Annotated in this window: 19 protein-coding genes and 3 pseudogenes; 11 read left to right on the forward strand and 11 right to left on the reverse strand. The window is 43.0% G+C overall.

Going from position 1 to position 15,546, the window contains the following annotated elements:
• The first annotated feature begins 110 nt into the window (after positions 1-110).
• The 11 genes and pseudogenes from GWP40_RS04485 to GWP40_RS12690 all read left to right on the forward strand — a co-directional run bounded on the left by GWP40_RS04485 (position 111) and on the right by GWP40_RS12690 (position 8,633).
• Positions 111-1,658: an ABC transporter substrate-binding protein gene (locus tag GWP40_RS04485; RefSeq protein ID WP_212566227.1), complete on the forward strand. Its 1,548-nt coding sequence runs from the start codon at positions 111-113 to the stop codon at positions 1,656-1,658.
• Positions 1,659-1,810: 152 nt separating this feature from the next.
• Positions 1,811-2,416, forward strand: coding sequence for an ABC transporter permease family protein (locus GWP40_RS04490; protein ID WP_212566228.1), 606 nt, complete (start codon positions 1,811-1,813; stop codon positions 2,414-2,416).
• The gene (locus GWP40_RS04495; RefSeq protein ID WP_212566229.1) at positions 2,379-2,756 is read left to right on the forward strand and encodes an ABC transporter permease subunit; all 378 of its coding nucleotides are present in this window, start codon (positions 2,379-2,381) and stop codon (positions 2,754-2,756) included. Before GWP40_RS04490 ends, GWP40_RS04495 begins: the two co-directional genes overlap by 38 nt.
• Complete coding sequence (locus GWP40_RS04500; RefSeq protein WP_162662509.1) at positions 2,746-3,576, forward strand: ABC transporter permease; 831 nt, start codon at positions 2,746-2,748, stop codon at positions 3,574-3,576. Before GWP40_RS04495 ends, GWP40_RS04500 begins: the two co-directional genes overlap by 11 nt.
• The gene (locus tag GWP40_RS13245) at positions 3,573-3,785 is read left to right on the forward strand and encodes an ATP-binding cassette domain-containing protein (RefSeq protein WP_212566230.1); all 213 of its coding nucleotides are present in this window, start codon (positions 3,573-3,575) and stop codon (positions 3,783-3,785) included. The genes GWP40_RS04500 and GWP40_RS13245 overlap by 4 nt, the downstream gene beginning before the upstream one ends.
• A 43-nt stretch (positions 3,786-3,828) precedes the next feature.
• Complete coding sequence (locus GWP40_RS04510; RefSeq protein WP_269140258.1) at positions 3,829-4,359, forward strand: ATP-binding cassette domain-containing protein; 531 nt, start codon at positions 3,829-3,831, stop codon at positions 4,357-4,359.
• 10 nt (positions 4,360-4,369) lie between these two features.
• Positions 4,370-5,149, forward strand: coding sequence for an ABC transporter ATP-binding protein (locus tag GWP40_RS04515; RefSeq protein WP_212566232.1), 780 nt, complete (start codon positions 4,370-4,372; stop codon positions 5,147-5,149).
• Between the two features lie 78 nt (positions 5,150-5,227).
• The gene (locus GWP40_RS12675) at positions 5,228-5,932 is read left to right on the forward strand and encodes an ABC transporter transmembrane domain-containing protein (RefSeq protein ID WP_230974602.1); all 705 of its coding nucleotides are present in this window, start codon (positions 5,228-5,230) and stop codon (positions 5,930-5,932) included.
• A gap of 364 nt (positions 5,933-6,296) precedes the next feature.
• Positions 6,297-6,953, forward strand: a complete 657-nt coding sequence (locus GWP40_RS12680) for an ABC transporter ATP-binding protein (protein WP_230974659.1) — start codon at positions 6,297-6,299, stop codon at positions 6,951-6,953.
• Positions 6,954-7,033: 80 nt separating this feature from the next.
• Positions 7,034-7,774, forward strand: a pseudogene (locus GWP40_RS12685) (ABC transporter transmembrane domain-containing protein); the annotation flags it as partial.
• Between the two features lie 241 nt (positions 7,775-8,015).
• Entirely contained in the window at positions 8,016-8,633 is a 618-nt protein-coding gene (locus GWP40_RS12690; RefSeq protein WP_230974603.1) for an ABC transporter ATP-binding protein, read from the forward strand.
• A 112-nt stretch (positions 8,634-8,745) separates the two neighbouring features.
• Here the strand turns inward: GWP40_RS12690 and GWP40_RS04530 are convergent, their stop codons facing one another.
• From GWP40_RS04530 to GWP40_RS04575, 11 genes and pseudogenes are all read right to left on the reverse strand, one after another.
• Entirely contained in the window at positions 8,746-8,898 is a 153-nt protein-coding gene (locus GWP40_RS04530) for a hypothetical protein (protein ID WP_212566233.1), read from the reverse strand.
• Between the two features lie 13 nt (positions 8,899-8,911).
• Positions 8,912-9,196 (reverse strand): annotated as a pseudogene (locus GWP40_RS04535) (MptD family putative ECF transporter S component); the annotation flags it as partial.
• 113 nt (positions 9,197-9,309) lie between these two features.
• Positions 9,310-9,621 (reverse strand): annotated as a pseudogene (locus tag GWP40_RS04540) (MptD family putative ECF transporter S component); the annotation flags it as partial.
• Between the two features lie 4 nt (positions 9,622-9,625).
• Positions 9,626-11,158, reverse strand: a complete 1,533-nt coding sequence (locus GWP40_RS04545; RefSeq protein ID WP_230974660.1) for an ABC transporter ATP-binding protein — start codon at positions 11,156-11,158, stop codon at positions 9,626-9,628.
• Positions 11,076-11,249 (reverse strand): hypothetical protein, encoded by a 174-nt coding sequence (locus tag GWP40_RS12695; RefSeq protein WP_230974683.1) that lies wholly within the window; start codon positions 11,247-11,249, stop codon positions 11,076-11,078. The genes GWP40_RS04545 and GWP40_RS12695 overlap by 83 nt, the downstream gene beginning before the upstream one ends.
• Before the next feature lie 15 nt (positions 11,250-11,264).
• Positions 11,265-11,984 (reverse strand): energy-coupling factor transporter transmembrane component T, encoded by a 720-nt coding sequence (locus GWP40_RS04550; protein ID WP_212566234.1) that lies wholly within the window; start codon positions 11,982-11,984, stop codon positions 11,265-11,267.
• A 527-nt stretch (positions 11,985-12,511) separates the two neighbouring features.
• Positions 12,512-13,222: an ABC transporter ATP-binding protein gene (locus GWP40_RS04555; protein WP_212566235.1), complete on the reverse strand. Its 711-nt coding sequence runs from the start codon at positions 13,220-13,222 to the stop codon at positions 12,512-12,514.
• A 40-nt stretch (positions 13,223-13,262) separates the two neighbouring features.
• Positions 13,263-14,279, reverse strand: coding sequence for a FecCD family ABC transporter permease (locus tag GWP40_RS04560; RefSeq protein WP_212566236.1), 1,017 nt, complete (start codon positions 14,277-14,279; stop codon positions 13,263-13,265).
• The gene (locus GWP40_RS04565) at positions 14,280-14,609 is read right to left on the reverse strand and encodes a TroA family protein (RefSeq protein ID WP_212566237.1); all 330 of its coding nucleotides are present in this window, start codon (positions 14,607-14,609) and stop codon (positions 14,280-14,282) included. It lies immediately after the preceding gene.
• Between the two features lie 28 nt (positions 14,610-14,637).
• On the reverse strand, positions 14,638-14,856 hold the full coding sequence (locus GWP40_RS04570) for a hypothetical protein (protein ID WP_212566238.1): 219 nt from the start codon (positions 14,854-14,856) through the stop codon (positions 14,638-14,640).
• The gene (locus GWP40_RS04575) at positions 14,843-15,496 is read right to left on the reverse strand and encodes a substrate-binding domain-containing protein (protein ID WP_212566239.1); all 654 of its coding nucleotides are present in this window, start codon (positions 15,494-15,496) and stop codon (positions 14,843-14,845) included. Before GWP40_RS04575 ends, GWP40_RS04570 begins: the two co-directional genes overlap by 14 nt.
• Positions 15,497-15,546 lie beyond the last annotated feature (50 nt).

A 15,546-nucleotide genomic window follows, 5' to 3' on the forward strand; every position in this document is an offset into this window, starting at 1 on the left:
TATCAAAATGGAGTATTTTCGCTCAAAATGGAGTGGAAAGAAAAATCATTTTGCGTATAGTAAGTTGAAACTAACTTCTATTTATATGTTTTAAGGACGGTATAACTTCTATGAAACGCTTGCTATTGGGGATTCTTTCAATTGTGCTGCTAATCTCATGTACGGTAAAAAGCGAAACACCCACGGATACGGAACAGACCGTGCTGAAAATAGGCGCCATAAAGGATTTTAAACGGTCGCTTGAAGGCTCGACGTTGGTATTTGATACGCTTTTGCAAATGACACTCGATTACAAACCGCTTCCCAATATCATTACCGAATGGACGCGGAACGATACGGCAACGGAATACCATCTTACCATACGGGATGATATTCTTTTTTCCGATGGAACTCCGCTTACCGCGCAAACCGTAAAATGGGATATCGAAAACGTTGCGCCGATAACGTACTGCGTATTTTCATCCCTGTTGAAAGAGGTCAGCATAACGGATACGACGCATTTAAAAATCAGCTTGACTGCTCCGTATTATTTTCTGCCGCAGGATCTTGCGTTAGTAACGGCGATAAAAGAAAACGGAGTTGATGAGGCGTTAAACATTACCGATTTTATCGGAACCGGCGCATATATTTTGAAAGAATACGACGAAGGTCAGTCGGCTTCTTTGATAAAGAATGAGAACTACTGGAATAAAGCGGCAGCGCCTTCAATTCCGCAAGTAGAGTGGCTTGTGATCACCGACGACAATGCACGGAATTCGGCTCTTTCGTCAGGGCAAATCGACGTGCTTGGCATAAGTGAGCATTATCTTTCGATACAGTATCCGTTAATCGATGATTTAATAAAGGCAAAAAAGATGAGCTTTTTTGAAGAACCGAAAGACGCTTTTACTTCACTTATGACTATCAGCTTTAATTGGAAAGAAGGTTTTTGCAGCGATAAAGCGTTGCGCGAAGCGCTGGAATACGGAATAAACCGACAGGCGCTCGTTGATACCGTTTTTTTTGGCATACCTCAGGCATCGGGACATCAATTTAACCCTGCATTTACCGATGGACCTCAAAACGAAAAACCATATACCTATAATCCGGAGTTTTCAAAGGCGCTGCTTGCCGAAGCGGGTTATCGGGACAGCGATAACGACGGTGTACTCGAAAAAGACGGAAAAAAAGTTTCGTTAAAATTTTTAATTTCTTCAAAAGAAGATTACCAACGCGATTTGGCCGTTTTTATAAAATCGGAATTGCATAAACTCAGAATAGATTGCGAAATTATTCAGGTTACCGGTGAATCAATGAGGGAGCATTTTAAAACCGGCAATTATGACTTGGCTGTTTCTCATCCGTGGTATGAACCGATCATCGGTACCGTAACCTATTTTGGATTTGATGATAATTATACCGACTACGGATTAAGCTATGCCATTAATGCAAAGTCTGTGGAAGCGGCGCGCGCTTTGGTCGAATCGGCAACCGAAGAACAAATTAAAACCTACGCGGGAGCATTATGGAAAGAACAATACGAGCAGTGCGTAACCCTACCGTTATGTACCAGTTCCCGCATGGCAATTTTTAATCCGCGTTTTGAAGGCTTCCGGTTTAACGGGAACGTATACCGCATCGATTTAAGCGGCGTCAAACTCCGTACCGAAAAACGGTAGTGGTGCAGCGCTGCCGATTGGAAAATGCAAGAGCATCTCTAAAAGCACTGATTTGCATGTCCGTGTTAGCGAATATGATGATTACTTTCTTACAGGATAAGCGATAGACTTATAGTTTTTGAAAGATGCTCACAAAAGGAAAAAAATGTTTTATGAGTCCGTTACATGTATTTATCAGAAAATTAATTATGATTATACCGACGGTACTGTTGCTGTCTTTTTTAAGTTTTTCCGTAATTTATTTTGCGCCCGGCAGCGCAGAAAAGTTGTTGCTGAATGCAAAAAATGCACGGGGCTTTATAAGCGACAAAACAGTAGACGTATACGGCAAAAAGCTCGGACTCAATAAACCGTTCGGCAGGCTGTATGCGCATTGGTTATGCAGTTTATTAAAAGGAGATCTCGGTACATCGTATTTGACAAACAAACCGGTTTCCGGCATTTTTATAAAACGTTTTTCGGTTACTTTTAAACTCGCATTGTTAAGCCTGCTGATTTATTCGGCATTGGGTATTCCGATCGGAGTGCTCGCATCGGTAAAAGAAAATATACTGTGCCGTTTCTTTTTGCAGCGGTGGCGTATCATTTGTATGTCGATACCGTCATTTTGGATTGCCGTTATTTTGGTTTGGTTTATTGCGAATTATATTCCTGTTATTCCTACAATAGGTTATCACGGAATAAAAAGTTTAATAGTTCCTGCTTTTTTTACTGGGCATTATGTCGTTTTCCAATTTAACCTGCGTTATTCAAAGTAAAACTCAAGCGGTGTTAAGTAAGTCGTTTATCATCTTAGCGGGAGCGCTCGGCATTCCGCAAAAGATCATTTTTATAAGGCACGTGCTTAAAAATATCGCAGCCCCTGCAATTGCAGTAGCCTGCATCGATTTTAGCGGATTTATCGGCGGAGCAATTTTAATCGAAAATATCTTTTCTATTCCCGGTTTGGGGCTGATGCTTGCCGAAGCGCTCAATGTAAAAGATTACCCCGTTATCGCAGGAACACTTTTTTTGTTGGGACTTTTTATCAATCTTTTAAACTTCTTTGCAGAGATGGTATATCTTATAATCGACAGACGAGGTATTTATGAAAACTAAAAAGAATTGCAAAGTTCGTATTATCGTCTATTCGATATTGAGCTTTGCCGTTCTTACGGCAGTGGTATTATCCGATATTGCAGCTGCTCCGGAAATACATGCCTCATTGGAACACAGATTTTTGCCGCCGTCGATACGGCATCTATTCGGTACGGATGATTTCGGTCGGGATGTTTTTTTAAGGACGCTGCAAGGGTTCAAATACACTTTTTTTATTGCACTCACTGCTCAGGTTTTCAGTTTTTTATTAGGTGGGATAATCGGCCTTTTTGCAGGATATTACGGCGGACTGTTCGACGAAATACTGTATTATCTTTGCAATATCATTCTATCGTTTCCAATGATTGCCGCCGTTATCTTTTTTTCCGCTGTTTTCGGAAATTCCGTTTTTATTTTAATCGTCTTATCGATTGTTTTCGGTATGATATTTAATATAAAGGTAGTCAGAAGCGAAATAATGATACTGAAGCACAGCGATTTTGTTACGGGATTAAAAATTATCGGCGCTTCCGATTTGTTTATCGTAACGAGGCATCTTTTAAAGCCTGCGTTTATGCTACTCTTACCGACGTTTCCGCTCATCTTGGGGCACATCATTATCGGCATTTCCGCATATTCATTTTTGGGTTTCGGTGTGCAGCCGCCTCATCCTGAAATAGGCTTGATGTTAAAAGAATCCATTCGGTTTATCAATTATGCGCCGTGGCTGATGGTTTGTCCGGGATTATTTCAATTCTCTGTTATCCTCATCTTTGCCGATTTATCCGAAGCCGTTCAAAATTTTATGCAGTACGCACGGGATGTCAGGAGAAAGATATGACGGATGCCGTTTTAAGCATACGTGCGCTGACAGTCGATTTTGTAGTCGGAGAAGAAAAAAAACGGATTATAAAAAATATTTCTTTAACTGTTAAAAATGAAATATTTGCGATTATGGGAGAAACAGGCAGCGGTAAGTCTGTTCTTGCAGCAAGCATTCTGGGGATGCTGCCTTCAAATGCAATAATCGAAGGTACCATTTTTTTATAAAGGTAAAGCGATTTCCGGTTTAACGGAAAAGGAATATAACACCATTCGCGGAAAAGAAATAGCATTGGTGCCGCAAATTTCTGCGGACTCTTTAAACCCGCTGTTAAAGATTAAAAGTCAACTTGCCGTACCGATTACGGTTCATAAAATTTGCAAAACGGCGGATGAAGTATATTCCCGTTCCTGTGCATTACTGAAAAGTGTGTCGCTTAATCGGGATGTATTAAATCTATATCCGTTTCAATTAAGCGGCGGGATGCAGCACCGCGTTTTAACTGCGCTCGGCCTTTCGTGTAAACCTTCCGTACTGATTCTTGACGAACCGACCCGCGGAATGGATATGATGTTGCGGAACGAATACGCTGCGCTGATTAAGTCGATTTACGATACGGAGCATATTGCAATTATTTTTATAACGCATGATTTGGAACTTGCGCATAAACTTTCTCACCGCTGTGCGCTTATGTATAACGGGGCAATTGTAGAAGAAGGAGAAACGCAATCGGTATTCAAAGACCGTCGCTCTTCTTATTTTCGTTCTTTGATGGCAGCGATGCCGCAAAATCTTATGTGAAGGCGATAGTATGGAATATATTCTCCAATGCAGCGCTCTTTCAAAATCATTCCGCAGCAATACAATACTTGGGGCGTCCGCTTCTATTTTAAAAAATATCGATTGCGGTATTGTACCCTTTTCCGTCACCGGCATCACCGGAGAAAGCGGCTGCGGCAAAACGACACTTTCACGCTGTATTCTTAATTTGATAAAACCCGATAGCGGAATCGTTTTGATACACGGTAGGCCGGTTTGTGCATACGGCCGCAAAAAAGAATTTTTCCGCACCGTACAAGCAGTGCAGCAAAATCCCGAATCGGCGCTGGATCCGGATTTTACGGTACAGCGCAGTTTGGAAGAAATGTATACGCTCCATAAGGAACGCTTTGCTTCAAAGCAGGTGTTTTTGAAGGAATTGGAGTCGTTATGTAAAGATGCCGGAATTGCATACGACGAATTGGACAGACTTCCGTATTGTTTTTCAGGCGGTCAGCTACAGCGTATTTGCATTATCAGAGCGGTCATTATAAAACCGGAAATTCTGATTCTTGACGAACCTACTTCGATGCTTGATGTTGCCGTTCAGGCGCAAATCTTGTCGCTACTCTCAAAGCTAAAAGAAAAGTATAAATTGACGTTAATTTTGATTTCGCATGATCTCAATATAATCGAATATTTCTGTGATTATTTGATTGTTATGCGGGCAGGCAGCATTGTCGAATCGGGCGTATGCAAAGAAGTATTTGCTCATCCGGCACACGAGTATACGGCAGCTTTATTGAAAAGCAGAAACTTACATTTGAACTAAAAAGAGTTCTATTGGGCATCTCTAAAAATCTAACGGAAGTTTTTAGAGGTTCCCTATTGTGATTTGGAGAAAATAGTTATGATGATTCACAAACGGGTGATGGAACTGACGAAAAGTGTGCGTACCGGTATTGTATGCAAAGCCTTGATAGGGGTTGCCATTTCTGCGACCTATATTGTGCAGGCGGCGACGCTGGGCACGATCGTCGGGCTGTTGTATAAACGGGCTGCATTTTCCGCACTGCTACCGTATATAACATATCTGGCAGCAATTATCGGTACGCGGCTTGTATTAATCTATATAAATTCCGTGTATGGAAAAAAAATTATCGGCACGGTAAAAAATATACTCAGACGGCGCATTTATGCAAAGCTGCTAAAACTGGGACCCGCATTTTTGGATGACGAGCGTACCGGTACATTGGGCTCGACAATGGTAAGCGGTGTCGATTATTTGGAAGGTTATTTGACGCTGTATCTGCCGCAGGTGCTGGTATGCCTTATTGCTTGCTCTGCAATGCTTGTCTATATTTTTTTCAGTGCATTATGTGCTCGGGCTTATTGCGTCTGTAGCATTGATTATCGTACTCATATCTCCGATCGTATTCGGGAAAGTATTGTCGGAATCTTCCAATGCGCATTGGGCGGCGTATCAGGAGCTGACGGCAGAAATATTAGACGGTGTACAGGGAATTGTAACGGCAAAGGCAAACAATGCGCAAGAACGAATCGGCAGCGTATTAAAAGGAAAAATGAAAACGCTTTTTTCCGAAACGATGAATAATCTCAAAGTCAATTTAACGGAAGTGGGGATTGCCGGATTTGCTTCGGGCGCAGGCGTCAGTTTCACCCTTGCGGTTGCCGCTCTTCTGGCGGTAAAAGGGAGTATTCCGCTTTCTTCGCTTTTGGTTCTGCTTTTTATGACGAATGAAGTGTTCAGACCTGCGGCCGATTTAAGTGCGTATTTTCATCAAGGCTTTATGGGCATTACTTCTTCAGGCAGTATTTTTGCACTGCTCGACGAAGAAGAAAAAATACACGATACGGGGACAAAAACACTCGATGTAAAAATGCCGAGCGGTTTTGAAATTGCGTATACGGATGTCTTATTTTCGTATAACGAAAATGAAGCTCCCGTTTTTGAAGACATGAATTTTACGGTCAAAAAAAACGAGCGGCTTGCAATCGCTGGAGAATCGGGAAGCGGAAAAACAACTCTTATCAATTTGTTGCTCCGCTTTTATGATCCGCAGGCGGGACGTATCGCCATCAACGGAATCGATATACGGGATCTGACGCTGAAATCGCTCCGCAGTTTAATTTCCGTTGTTTCGCAGGAAACATATTTGTTCAACGGTACGATAAAAGAAAATCTGCTGCATGCAAACGAAACGGCTGATGACAGTATGGTAATCGAAGCATGCAAAATTGCGCATATCGATTCGTTTATTCAAAGCCTGCCTGAAAAATATAACACGCGTGTCGGGGAACGGGGGCTTAATTTTTCAGGAGGACAGCGGCAGCGTATTGCTATTGCACGTGCCGTGTTGAAAGATGCGCCGATTATCGTACTGGATGAAGCGACCTCCGGTGTCGATACCGAAAACGAAAATGAGATCAAACATAGTCTTTCGGTGTTATTAAAAAACCGTACGAGTATTACCATTGCCCACCGTTTAAATACAATAGAAGATTGCGACCGCATTTTGGTTTTGCGGCATGGCCGGATTGTCGAAGAAGGAACTCATCATCAGCTGTTTGGAAAAGACGGTTATTATAAAAAACTGGTACAAGCACAGCAGTAGAAAGGAGCGAAGAAATGTTCGAAAAATATAAACCGCTTTTAAAATTGATCGTATATATCAAAGAGTATAAAAAAGAATTCATGATTTCAGTGCTGTATGGAATATTGAATAGTGTTTTTTCGCTGCTGACGGTATTAACCGGAGCGTATATTACCTCGGCGGCACTGTCCCGTGCGAGTGTTCAAACCGTGCTGTATTTGTTTATCCCTCTTTTAGGGTTTATATGCGGAAAAGCGCTTTTTTCTTTTTTGGAAATGTACGAATGTCATCTGGTTGCTTACAAAATTATAGAGAAAATACGGGGGCTTTTATACGATGCAGTTTCGGCATCGGCGCCTCAATCGATGGCAAAAACACGGTCGGGGAACATAACCGCTGCTATCGTTGAGGATGTGGAAGCAACCGAAATCTTTTACGCTCATACCGCAGGTGCGTATATCGTTGCTGCCGTATGCACCGTACTGTATCTGACGACTCTTGCGTTTCTCTCGTTGCGTATTGCCGCCGCCGTGTGCGCTGCTTGTATCCTTGTTGCAGCAGTACCGTATTTTTTCAACCGTGTTACCAAAAAAACGGGAGAGGAAATACGGGAGGGCGCGGCGGCCGTACATGCGGAAGCGGTGGATACCGTTCAAGGGTTGCGTGAAATTTTGATTTTTGGAAAAGAGAAAAAATATATCGAAAAGGTCGTACGGGATACGCTCAGGTTGAACAAAAAAGAAAGGAAGGATGGGCGATTTAAGGGTATGCAGGGGTTAACCGTCAATCTGATTACCTCCGCTGTATTGATTGCGTCGCTTTTATTCGCCCATACAGAAGTTATTGCCGGAACATTGCGGCCGGAAACGGTTTCCGTCGTGATTGTTTTTTCGCTGTTTGCTTTTATACCGGTGATGGGTGTTTCGGTAACGGCGGGAGCGATGAATATTTCCAACGGAGCGGCAAAGCGGATTTTGAATATTCTTGAAGAAACACCGTCTGTTACCGATACCGTACCGTATATTCCGCAATCCGAACTGCACCTTGCAGGCAGTATCGAGTTTAAGGATGTGCGTTTTTCTTATGAAAAAGACCGGGAGGTACTGCACGGTATTTCTTTTTTTCGTGCAGGCGGGAGAGAGCGTTGCCATTACCGGAGAGTCGGGAGCGGGGAAATCGACGATAGCGGCTCTACTGATGCGTTTTTACGATCCCGACAGCGGCGCGGTATATATCGGCGGAAAAAATATCAAAGCATTGAATCAAAAATCCGTGCGGGATATGATTGCGTATGTGCCGCAGGATGTATATCTTTTTAATAAAAGCATTAAAGAAAATATTGCGCTCGCCTGTCCCTGCGCTTCCGATGAAGAGATAAAAGCTGCAGCGCAGATTGCAATGGCGGACGGCTTTATCGAAAAACTGGAACACGGATACGATACAAATGCGGGCGAGCGCGGCGTACAGCTTTCAGGCGGGGAAAAACAGCGTATCGCCATTGCCCGCGCCGTTTTGAAAAAATCTCCCATTTTACTGATGGACGAGGCGTCTTCCAATTTGGACAGCGAAAGCGAGGCCTTGTTTCGGCAAGCGTTGAACAATATTCGCAGAGGTAAAACTATCCTCACAATTGCGCACCGTCCGTCTACTATAAAAGAAGCGGATAGAGTTATCCGAATCGATAACGGACGGATGGTATAAAAAGTTAAAAGACCGAATATCCCCTCTCTGGATAAACAATCTTTCCAATAATCTTCTATTATTCTCATAGTGTTCTCGTCATTATGGAAACCTCTAAAAGCCAATCGAGTTTTTAGAGATGCCCATTGCAGCCCTGCACAATACGCAGCAGCAACCGGAACATCGCATAATACGGCAACAATCCGAAAAACACGGAAGCAATCGCCAAGACCACAGAAACACTATAAACCGGAATATGTTCTTTTACAAAATCCTTAAATCGCATGGTTGGCAATCTTTTACTTCATATCTTTAAAATGCCGTTTTAAGATGAGCTTGCCAATATACACGCCGGCGATACCGAAGACGATGGCGGATACGATGCCGATGACGGCAAAGGCACCGGTAAAGTATTGTACATATTCACGTATCTCGTCCAAGCTCATGCCCATTTCCTGCCACTTCGCCAATTCCCGCTCTAAAAAGAAAATGAAAGGAAACACTCCTCCGCCAAAATATGCTGCCTGCGTAAGTCCGTGCCCTGCGGCGATTGAAAGTGTTTTGAACCCTGTTTTTACGATAATCAACAAGCCCGATGCAGAGCATCGGCTTGTTGTTCTCATAAGGTGGTTGCAGTCGGTTTTTATACCCTTTATTACGGCGCAGAGCGCCGGGGTATAAAAGCCTCCGCACGAATCACATCAGATATCAAGCCTATAATGACGACAAAAATTAAACAGTTAATACTTCCCATTCCGGTCAGCGTAAAGAGCGCGACACCCAGTCCTGCCAACAGCGTTAATGCTCCGAACCGCCGGACAGTCTTTACAACAAATAGGATGATAGGCCCCATAAGAATACCCGTCATGCTGGGGGCAAACACGTGCATAATAGGAATAGTAACGGACGTCAGCATTCCGACGCCATAAATAACAGCTGCATAAATCGCCGCCATTAAACCGATTAAAACAAAGTGACTGATTTTCCAGCGATTGTTTTCTGTGTTCATACCTTTATAACCTCTCTTTAAAAATATGATCGAGCTGCATCGTGCCGTTCAATTGGAAATCTTCCTTACAATGCAACGGCTGAACAAAATATGAATTTTTGAAACCGTTGCATTCATGCGCGTCAGCGCATACGTTTAATAAGCGATGTTTGCGATGAGCAAACTCGTCATTTAACTTTGGTTGCGCTATTTTAGCAACCAAAGTTAAATCTTCTTTTATCCGTCCGTCTTCCAAAAGAACCGCTCTGTTGCAGGCGTTCACAATGAACTCATAATCATGTGTGATAATTATGGAGGCGTTTGCATCCCCTGTTATCGAATCGATAAGCGTGCAGACATTTTTCATACTACCGTAGTCCAGTCCGCTGGTCGGTTCGTCAAAAATAGTAAGCCGCTTATTTTGCAAAAATGATGCGGCAACCACCAGCCGCTGTTTTTGTCCCATCGACAATGTAGTCGGGTGCTGTGCTTGCAGTGCCGAAAGGCCGAGTGCTGTAAGCACACTTTGTATTCGATTTTCCCGATCGGGCATCGATTCGTTGCCGAGCAGTAAATCGTCATACACGCTGCACCCGAAAAGCTGAAAGTCAACATTTTGCATCACGTACGCAGCCGTCCTGCTGCGCGCCTTTACCGGGAATATGTCTCCGTCAAATAGCAGCGTGCCGTGTTGTTCCTTTTGTAACCCGCAGAGGATTTTTCCCAGCGTTGTCTTTCCGCAGCCGTTTTTACCGATTAAAGCGATTTTATCTCCGGGGTAGATTAAAAGATTAATTCCTTTCAAAACCTTCACGCTTTTGTGATAGGCAAAATGAATATCGTGAAGCGCCGCCAACGGGTCGCCTTTCGTTTGAGGTTGAGGAGTAGGCACGGCCGTGAGCGTATTGCCGAATAGATGCAAAGCGCGAAGCTGTTGCTTGTGGAATACGTCATTACTTACGTTGTGTAATGCATCTTTTTTATATTCCCGTACGATGCTGCCGTTTTCCATTATGATGAGGCGATCGCAGAGTTCTGCCAAATAATGAAGCCGATGCTCAATGATGAGCAGCGTGTAGCCTTTTGATTTTAGCTGTGCAAGTATTTGTGTAAGCAATTCGACGGATTGATAATCGAGATTGGAAGACGGCTCGTCCATCAGTACAACGCGCGTGTCCAACATTAAAACCGAAGCGATTGCAATTTTTTGTTTTTCACCTCCGGAGAGTTCCGAAAGCTTTCTGTTCAAAAGCGGTTCCAGAGATAACAGTTTTGTAACACGGTGCCGCCGCTCTATTTCTTCTTTTTGTATGCCATAATTCTCGCACGGATACACAAGGTCGGAAAGCACATCGGTTGTAAAAAACTGACTTTCAGGATTTTGAAAAACGGAGGCCGCACTTTTTGAGAGCGCGCACATACTCATAGCCGCAACAGCGTTGCCGTTTAATGTAAGACAGCCCTTTATTTCTCCTTCATAAAAACGCGGACACAGTCCGTTTATACAGCGGAATAATGTTGACTTCCCGCAACCGCTTTTTCCGGTGATAACCGCCAGCTCTCCTTTTTTTGACGGACAAGGATATGTGTTGAATCGCCTGCACAACCGCGCCGTTATATTGATAGCTTACATCGTTCAGTTTAATCATACGGAGCACTCTTTCTCAAAATAACTTTATGTTTGCACTTGCCGTCAACAACGTGATTGCAGTGAGTAAAAACACAACGTCAGCGACTCGAAGCCTGACATCAAAATACGATGTTTTCTTACCGGTGTTTTCAATTCCCTTAACCAATGCTGTGCAGGAAAGTTCTTCCGCGGTCTTGAGACTTTTAAATAGCATCGGCACAAGCACAAATTCCATCGTTCTTATCGGATGGATGAGGGCAGCTCGTTTTGACGTATACAAACCTTTCAGCTTCATCGCATCGATGATAATGAAAAGATCGTCTTTGATTGACGGGACATATCGGAACATAACCGCTATGCTGAGGATAATACCCTTCGGAAGATGCATACGTTCAAGCGCTGTGGTGATCTCAGAAATATTTTTTTGCTTTTGTATTACCGTTCCGAGCAGCATAAAAGGGATAATCCGCTGCACAATAAAAGAGAAAACACCGATAACGGAAAAAACGGCGGAGTGAAACCCCTGTATAGCGCTGTGAAAGATGAACTGATAATAGACAAACAGTCCCGCAAACAAAAGCGCATAACACAACAGAACGCCGTATAATCCCGTTATGACCGGCACTGCCGCAGCAAGCATAAAAGCGCTAAGCGTTACCTCCGGCTTTCCGGAAATAAGCATAAATATCATAATCAATATATCTAACAAAAGAAGCGTTCTCACATCGAATACGGCCGTTTTGTTTTCTTTCATAGTAATCTTTTACCACATACCAAAATCTTTTATGCTATCATAGTTATATAAGTTAGCGGCGGCTATCAAAATGTCAAAGGATTGTCTTTTTGCTATATCTTTTGGCTGGGAGCATAAGAGCGGGAGGTATATTTCAATCTGGATACGCTACACTGCGGTCTTGCGGATATACTGTGCATCGGCTTCCCGAAATAATTTGGGAAAATATTTTGTTCGCCGGAAAGACCCACCCGAAGAGTAGATGATTGAGGCGGCGAAAAAGTTGAAGGGATGCTAGACGGATGCCTTACAGCATGATAATTTGTATTTTAACATTGTGTTCTTCTTGACAATTATGGGAATTTAGATGGATTTTATTCGTGCGGAGGGTTTAATACCCCGACGCTCGCGTCGTAACGAAGGGTATTAAAGCCGACTACAACCACCTTATGAGAACAACATACCCCGACGCTCGCGCCGGGGTTGTTGATTCAATCAGAATAAATGCTCGCGAATGTTAAATTGACCTACTAAAATGCTTCATTCCATTATGTTTTCAACAACAAGGCGGTTGACGTATTAACCTGTACAATTTCCACATTTGCGTTGAAAAAAGATTGCACGTTTTCTTGTGTGATGACTTCACGGATGTCGCCGAAAAGATAGGTTTGGTCGGCAAGTAATAATCCCTTATCTGCAATGCGGATAATATTTTGAATATAATGCGAATTAATGATGATGGTGGTACGGTTCGATTTTGAAAGTGTTTGTAGTATATTTAAAAGCTGCGCTTGATTATAAAAGTCCAAGTTTGATTCCGGTTCATCGAGGATAAGAAGACGCGGCTGAGAAACCAATGCCTTTGCGATGTATGCCATTTGCATTTCTCCTCCGCTTAACCGGTTACAGTTTTTGTTTTTCAAATGACTGATATGCAAATCGCCAAGAATTTTTTCGCTCATTTCATAATCTTTTTTTGAAGGCGCTGCAAAGTATCGGTTTACACCGCACCTGCCGAATGAAACAAAGTCCAACACAGTGTAAGCGAAAGACAGCGCTTTTGCCTGCGGCACATAAGCCAAAAATCGATGCGCTTCTTTTGAGGGGCGGTTCATAATAAAAGAAGAACCTGCCGTCCATTCGAATATGCCTGCGATGCATTTCAACAACGTTGTTTTCCCTATTCCGTTGCATCCCATAACGGCAAGTATTTCGCCTTCATTCACCGTAAATGAAATATCGTGCAAAATCGGTTTCATACGGTTATATCCAAAAGAGGCACACTTCACTGCGACTATGTTATTCATGTATGGGGTCATCCTTAAACAAGAAAAGAAAGGCGAAAAGCGGTGCTCCGGCAAGCGATGTGATGATACCAATAGGAATTTCCGAAAACCCGAGTGTTCGTGCAACGGTATCGGAACACAGCATGAACAAAGCGCCGAATACGCTTGAAAGCGGCAGCACATATCCGTGATTTGCGCCGATAATTTTTCTGGTTGCATGGGGAACCACAAGGCCTATCCATCCGATCATACCGCTTACCGTAACGGCAGAAGCAATCAGTATAGTCGCAGCACCGAGCGTTATGCCTTTCACCAGTTTTGGATGTACACCGGCAATTGTTGCTTCGTCATCTCCGAGCGATAAAATATTTAATTTCCAGCGTAATACATATAACATACCTGTTCCCACCAAGAACGGAATCAGAATGAAAGTAATGTGCGCAGTACCGGAGGAAGCAAAACTGCCCATAAGCCAAAACGTAATTGCGGGCAGAGTATCGTTTGGATCCGCTGCAAATTTTAGGATGGAAAGCATAGAAACAAATAGCGATGAGATAATGATGCCGCTTAAAACAATAGATAAAACTGAAAAATCTTTTTTCAATCTGCACAACGCAACCACTAAAAAGATACTGAGCAATCCTGCGGTAAAAGAGAGTATGAGCGTTGCGAAGATATTATTACCGAAAAAAAGAATCCCCACCGCCGCGCCGAAGCCCGAAGCTGAAGCGGTTCCCAAAACATCGGGACTTGCAAGCGGATTTTGCAAAATACCTTGCATCGCCGTGCCGGCTAATGCAAGAGCGGAGCCTACCATAATCGAGAGTATCACACGCGGAAGACGGATATCAAATAAAATATGCTGCTTTACGTCGCCGTTTGCAACCGTTTGCCGTATAACAAGCTTTACAATATCGGACGGCGTAATCGAAAACCGCCCGATAAAACAGGATGCAATCGCAGTGATCGCTAATAGCGTTATACCGGAAATAAGTATTTTCCGATATGCCGCATAATCGTACCCGTGCATTTATTGTATTACTATCGGTTGAAGCATATCGCTGATAACCGCATCCGGTAAATCGGCGGCATACATTTCCTTGTAATACCGTTTGACCTTTTCTTTAAATTCAGTTTCAGTATAACGGTCGGGATACACTTTCATAAGCATCCAAAGCGGTACTAAAGGAGAATCGGCGCATGGCATTCCCCAGCTGTATGTTTCTTGCGGAATATCGAATACGCATTTTTCTTTTACTGCAGTAATAAACGACCAATCGGCGCCGTCTACTTTGTTCTGCAAAATATGCGCAGCGGCAGTTACGTTTTTTCCAATCCGCATATTATTGATAAAAATCACATCGGGATTCCACGCATGAATCTATTCCTTACAATGCAACAGTTGAACAAAGTGTCAACTTTGAAGACTGCTGCATTCGTGCGCGAAAAGCGCACATACCATAAGCGACGTTTGCGGTAAGCAAACTCGCCGTGTTTTTCAGCTGCGCTATTTTAGCAGCTGAAAATAAACCATCCATAGAAACCGCCGCTTGTCCAGCCCCGTCTGCAAAGCCTTCCACTGCAGCGCTGTTTTCAAAGCCAGCCATTTTTAAGAATGCGTCTCCATAACTGTTCTTTCCGCTTACCGTAATCTTTCCGCCAAGATAGCTGAAAATAAAGAGCGCTCTTAATTTTTTTACGTCCGCCTGTATTCAGAATTTTTTCAGTGAGTGTATTTGTTTCCTGCCACTGCTTTTTAAATCGTTCGGGATTTTTTATCTGAAAAGTATTTGCAAGCAGCGATTCCCATTTTTCCGTTAGCGTTTGCGGATTCATACCTTTTAAGTGCATATTCAGCATTGGCGTGTCGATATTTGCTAAATTCTTTTTCTCAAACTCTCCGTAATAGATAATCAGCGAAGGATGCAATGCTGCAAGACTTTCAACATTAATTGTAAAATCATTATTGACAAACGAAGTGTCGATGTTTTTTGCACAGGGGCTTACTATTTGCAATACTTGCGGATTTGATGTTGAAAAAGTCCGCTGATTTACACCGACAACGGAATCTGCAAGATGCGGAAAAGTCAGCAACATCGAATAAATAGGCGGCGATAAATTGACAATACGAGTTCGCTGTTTGCTCCGCTCCGGTTTTTCTGCATCGTACGATTCTTTTTGCCCTGCAGCAAAAAGGGTGAAGCTCAATGCGGAAATCAAAACCGCATAAATAAATTTTTTATTCATATTTTCCTCCATAATAATAGGGAACCTCTAAAAGCCGCAGTTTTTAGAGA

It is taken from the genome of Treponema vincentii (genome assembly GCF_018336815.1).
Classification (GTDB): Bacteria; Spirochaetota; Spirochaetia; order Treponematales; family Treponemataceae; genus Treponema.